Consider the following 4,808-nt stretch of genomic DNA (forward strand, 5'->3'; position numbering starts at 1 on the left):
GTGCAGCCAGATCGACGCTGCCGGTGAACGGAAACTCGGTGATGTCGGTATCGACATGCCGCAACGCATCGTGAGTGAACAGGAAACTGGCGTACAGGTCACCGCAGAAAAATAGATTGGCAACGCGGTCACCCGGATTGAATTGCGCGTTCAGGCTTTGACCGAAGTCGGTCACGAACGCGCGCCATTCTTCGCGCTCGTAAATCGACAGTTTGCCGGCACTGGTCGAACCACCGGTCTTGAACACCAGCGCGGATGCCATGGGGCCGGTCAGGACGGGCCAATGGTCGAGCCTCTGGCTTTCGCGCCAGTATTGCAGTGGATCCACCACGGGTACGTTATCCAGCGAGTCATCGGATGCGCTGATAGCCGCCAGATGTTTGCGGTAAAACGGCGAACACTGGCGCGCGAACTTGATCAGTTCGCGTAGTTGGTCAGTAGTTTTCACGGTTATTGCTCTGAAGTTGTCTGGTTTTAGTTCAGGTGTACAGGTGAATAAGAACTAACGGCGCGCATCAATCACCGCGGCGGTTTTGCCACTGTGGGCGTTACGGGTGAACTTTCCGGGTACACAGACTTCAACTTCCATCACTAACAAACCGCTCTGGATAAGGGTCGTTAAAGTTGAATAGTCCGCGAGCCGCGCAAGTACTTCCGACGACGTCAGTTCGCTGCGCAACTGCAGGCGATCCCTGCCGTCGGGGGCGTGGTCGAGGACTAATTGAAAAGGCACCTGCAGACGCTGCGTCAATTCGCTCAGGGAAATGAAATCGCTCCCAATGCGTATCAGCTTGCCGTGACGTTGCAACAATTCGAAGCGTGGCGATCTCAGGCCGCACGCGCACGCCCCGTCGAGCCAGCGTCCGCTGTCACCGATGTCATAGCGCGTGATGGAATGACCTTCGCGGCCGTGCGAGGTGAACACCAATCGGCCGGTCTCGTTGCCCGTCACCGGAACGTCTTGCGCAAACTCAACGATTTCCAGTTGCTGGATATCGCTCATCAAATGAAACACGCCGTCGGCGCTGGCCGCGCAGGCGTGGCCGAGTGGCCCGGCATCCACGCTGCCGTACACCGCCGAGCGCACATTCGAAACGCCGCAGTCTTGCAGCAGTTCACGGGTTTGCCTGCTCAGGTGCTCACCGCCGAGAAACACTTTGGTGATCCCGCCGTAGGCCCGCAGATGCTGGCCTTCATTGAGGAACAGCCGGTGTACCGTGCTCGGCATGCCGATCAACACCGTCACCCGCTGCGCGATGATCAGTTGCGCAATGTCCCGGTAATCATCATCGCCAGGCGCACCCATCGGCAGGTGCGTGACCTGCAACAGTTCGAGGACTTTGGCAAAGCTGAAGAAGCCGCCGTACATTGCGCCACTGAAGAACAGGTTCATCACCCGGTCGTGCACCGGATCAAGACCGGCGGCGAACAGTCCGTCAGCGGTCGCGCGCATTTGTCGTTGAAAATCGCGATAGCTGAAACCCGCCAGCGCCGGGGTGCCGCTGGTGCCGCCCGAGCGGAACAACAGCTGCGCCTTCGGGTTGATCGGTTGGGCGGCAAACGCCTCTTTAGTCATGATGGGCTGCGCGCCTTGCAGCGCCGGCGCGGGTTGGCAATCAAGGCTGGCCTGCGCGGACAGCGCAGTCTGCGACAGGCTGACCGACACACGACGGCTCAGGCGCTGCAACGCGTAGACACCATCGTGGGGCTCGCCGGCATAACCGTCGTGAATCGCCGCGACCGGGGCAATGCGGGTCACGCCGGCGCTGATCAATGTCTGCGCCAGTTCGGCGATCTCGGCGTCCTCACAGACCACTGCACAGCTTTGCAAGACGTTGCGCCAGGTCAGCAGGGTCGTGCCGAGCAGCGAGCGCGGCACGGGCTTGAGCAGCACACTGCGAAACAACGGGGACGGGCCGAGTTGACGATCATGGCTCCAGATCACCCGCCAGCCGGGGCCGCTCCAGATCTGCCCGGTCTTGCCGGCAAAGCTTTGCCCCAGCCGCTCCATCTGTACGTGCGTGGTGATTTGCGCCGCTTCCTGCACGGTCGGCACCAGGGCTGGCCAGTGTTCGGCGCGGCGTGTGAAGGCCTGGGCGAGGCGGGCACCGATGTCACGCAGGACTGCCGGATCGTCGCTGTCGACCAACAGCCATTGCGGACTGGAACAGGCTTGCTGATCGAGTCGGCAGACTTCGTCGGCCACGGCCTCCAGTGCCTGCGCGGAAGCGGCGCTGGCGGTCAGGTAGACAAAGCTGATGCGGTGACCCCAATCGATCCAGCGACAACCGAGCGGGAGCTGCTGTCGTATGGCTTGCAACGCCGATTCGCCGCCCCAGGCCGCGACGCCATTGGCGTGTCGGCACAGTGCGCCGATTTGCGCGGTGGTCACCGGCAGCACGGCCACGTAACTGGCGAGCTGCCCGCTCGGATCGCATTGCAGCAAGGCGTGGAGCAGGCGTGCGGTCAGCCCTTGATCGCTGCTGCTCGGGCGCAGCCAGTTGACGTTCCCCGCGAGCAGGCCTTCGATCACTGCGCAAAATGCCAGCAACGGCGCATTGCCCGGGGTGATGTGCACCACCAGGCCCAAGGGGCTCCAGCGTTCGAAACGCGGTAGCCGGTAGTCGAAGCGGTGCAGCGAGTGCGGCTGCATACCGAGTTCGCGCTCGAGTTTGCCGCACAGCGCTTCAGCTTGGCAGAACTCGATCAACCCCTGGCGTTGCTCGGCATCGAGCGGCAGATCGGTGTCGCGCAGTTGTTCGGCAAACCGTTGCGCCGCGTAGATGATCGTGGCACTTGCCAGGGGGGCACTCAGTTGTCGCGGCAGGTTTTCAAGCAGTGACGCCAGCGCCTGATCGAGGCTGTCGGGTGTGCACAGGTGTCCGTCAAGTAAATACATTTCAATGACTCCCTAACAATTCGGCCGCGGCCATGGCACAGCTTCTGCTGGCCGTGGTGCCGGCGCGGCCATGTAATTCAAACCAGTCGGTGGAAAGCCCGCAGCCACAGCTGGAGCCCGGATGCAGAGTGGCGAGATCGCTCATCACCACGGCGTGGGCGGGGCTGGAGGAGATGTAGGGCGAAACGAAGCCCAGCAGTCCACGTTCGCCGTAGGGCAAGACGCAAAAATCTGCGGGATTGCGCACGTAGACCCGCGAATAGACCGGCACATGGAAGCGGTGGTGAGCGCATTCGATATAGGGCACGGCATGCTCGACTGCGCCGTAGCCGTCGCGACAATTCGCCAGGTCGATCCCCAGTTGTCGGTGAATCTGCGCATACAACTGCGCCCGTGGAATTTCCTGTGCCGCCCGGGTTTTCCAGCCACCGCCGAAAAACGCCAGCGAGCGGGCCGGCAGGCGCAGGTCGGCGACAGCGGTGGCCTGCATCTGTTGCAGGGTCTGCCAGAGGAACGCCGGGAAGCCGAAAATCCTTACCGGCAAGCCTTCTTCTGCAAAGGCTTGCAGGGCAGCGATGACGCCGAACAGATCGAATTGATGTCCGTTGCCGGTGCGTCGCAGGGCGTAACACACGCGATTGACCGGGGCGAAACTGCACAGGAACTGGTCGGTGTAAGAGGTGCCGAGGGCGATGCGCTCTTCCGGTTCGTAACCCAGGATCAGGTAATTGCATGGCGTGTCGGGCGTGTGCCAGTGGTAATGATGAAAAATGCGCGCAACCATGAACTGGGCAGCGGTAAGGCTGCGCTCGTCGTAACGCATGCGGCTTTTTTCGCCGCTGGTGCCGGAGGAGGTGAGTTCCAGGGCCGTTTCGCCGGTGGAGCTGAGCAGCAATTGTCGTTTGAAAAAACTGGCGAAGATCGGTGGCAGGCGCGACCAGTCCTCAAGGTTGTCCAGGTCGTTGATCTGCAGCCCGTTAGCGTTCAACCAACGCGTGTAACCGGGGGTCTGCTCGCTGTGAAACCGGCTGATTTCGGCCATGGCGTGTTCGAAGAGACCCGATGGCACGGAATTCGGGCAATAGGGCGCCGCTGACGCGCAAAGCGCATCGCTGAGAGGTAAACCGGTCATGTTCGAGCCTTATGGAGTTGATGCGGAGTGGGACGTGTTGTTGGAGAGGAAGCCCAGCAGCAGGGGCAGGGCCAGCAGGCCGCCGCCGGCCGCCCAAAGGGCAAACAGTGACAAGCTGTTACCCCCGCCAGACGCGGCAATCAGCGCGCCGCCGGCGCCCATCACGGTAATGGAAAGCATGCCGATCAGCGCCGAGACCAGGCCTTTGCTGTCCTCGCTGCAGAACAGGGCCAGCCGATACAGCGCCGCATTGCTCATGCCCAGGCCCACCGCATACAGCGCGAGACTGGCGACGAAGGCTTGCAACCCGGCACCGAGCTGGCTGCATACGATCAGCGCGCCCAGACCGAGACAAAAAGGCCACAGCGCCAGGCTGACCAGGCGCGGCAGCGGCTGGGTGAGCAACAGCCGGTCAAGCAACAGATTGCCGACGATGACCGCCGCGAAAACCGGGATTTGCCATAGTCCGTACGCCAGGGGCGTCAGGCCTTGCTGCTGCATCAACAACACCGGTGCAAGGCCGATCCAGGCAATCAGTGGCAGGCTCATCAGGCCCAGGGCGAGGCTGGCGGCGAGAAAGCGGTGGTTGCCCAGCAATGCCTGATAACGCTGCCGGGTATGGCGCCAGGAGAAAGGAATGCTTGCCAGGCGTTTACCGTCACGGCGCAGCGCCCCCACGGTTTCCGGCATGAAGGCATACAACCCGAGCCAGGCCAGCGCGGCGACCAGGCCAAGCATCAGAAACAGTTCGCGCCAGTCGAGCCATTCCAATAGCAG

Annotated in this window: 2 protein-coding genes and 2 pseudogenes; all 4 read right to left on the minus strand. The window is 62.1% G+C overall.

Annotated features, from left to right (window positions below; all coding sequences use genetic code 11):
• Positions 1 to 448 (minus strand): annotated as a pseudogene (locus DBR24_RS28995) (phenylacetate--CoA ligase family protein); the annotation flags it as partial.
• Between the two features lie 54 nt (positions 449 to 502).
• Positions 503 to 2,899 (minus strand): aldehyde dehydrogenase family protein, encoded by a 2,397-nt coding sequence (locus DBR24_RS29000; RefSeq protein WP_128616411.1) that lies wholly within the window; start codon positions 2,897 to 2,899, stop codon positions 503 to 505.
• Position 2,900: 1 nt separating this feature from the next.
• Positions 2,901 to 4,031, minus strand: a complete 1,131-nt coding sequence (locus tag DBR24_RS29005) for an acyl-protein synthase (protein WP_128616412.1) — start codon at positions 4,029 to 4,031, stop codon at positions 2,901 to 2,903.
• A gap of 9 nt (positions 4,032 to 4,040) precedes the next feature.
• Positions 4,041 to 4,808: pseudogene (locus tag DBR24_RS34265) on the minus strand (MFS transporter); the annotation flags it as partial.

The organism is Pseudomonas sp. HMWF006, from assembly GCF_003061205.1.
Taxonomy (GTDB): domain Bacteria; phylum Pseudomonadota; class Gammaproteobacteria; order Pseudomonadales; family Pseudomonadaceae; genus Aquipseudomonas; species Aquipseudomonas monsensis.

What these genes read in the sequence shown, in the direction of transcription:
- DBR24_RS29000 (WP_128616411.1), bottom strand. Translation starts at nt 2,899, where the DNA reads ATGTATTTACTTGACGGACACCTGTGCACACCCGACAGCCTCGATCAG.
- DBR24_RS29005 (WP_128616412.1), bottom strand. Translation starts at nt 4,031, where the DNA reads ATGACCGGTTTACCTCTCAGCGATGCGCTTTGCGCGTCAGCGGCGCCC.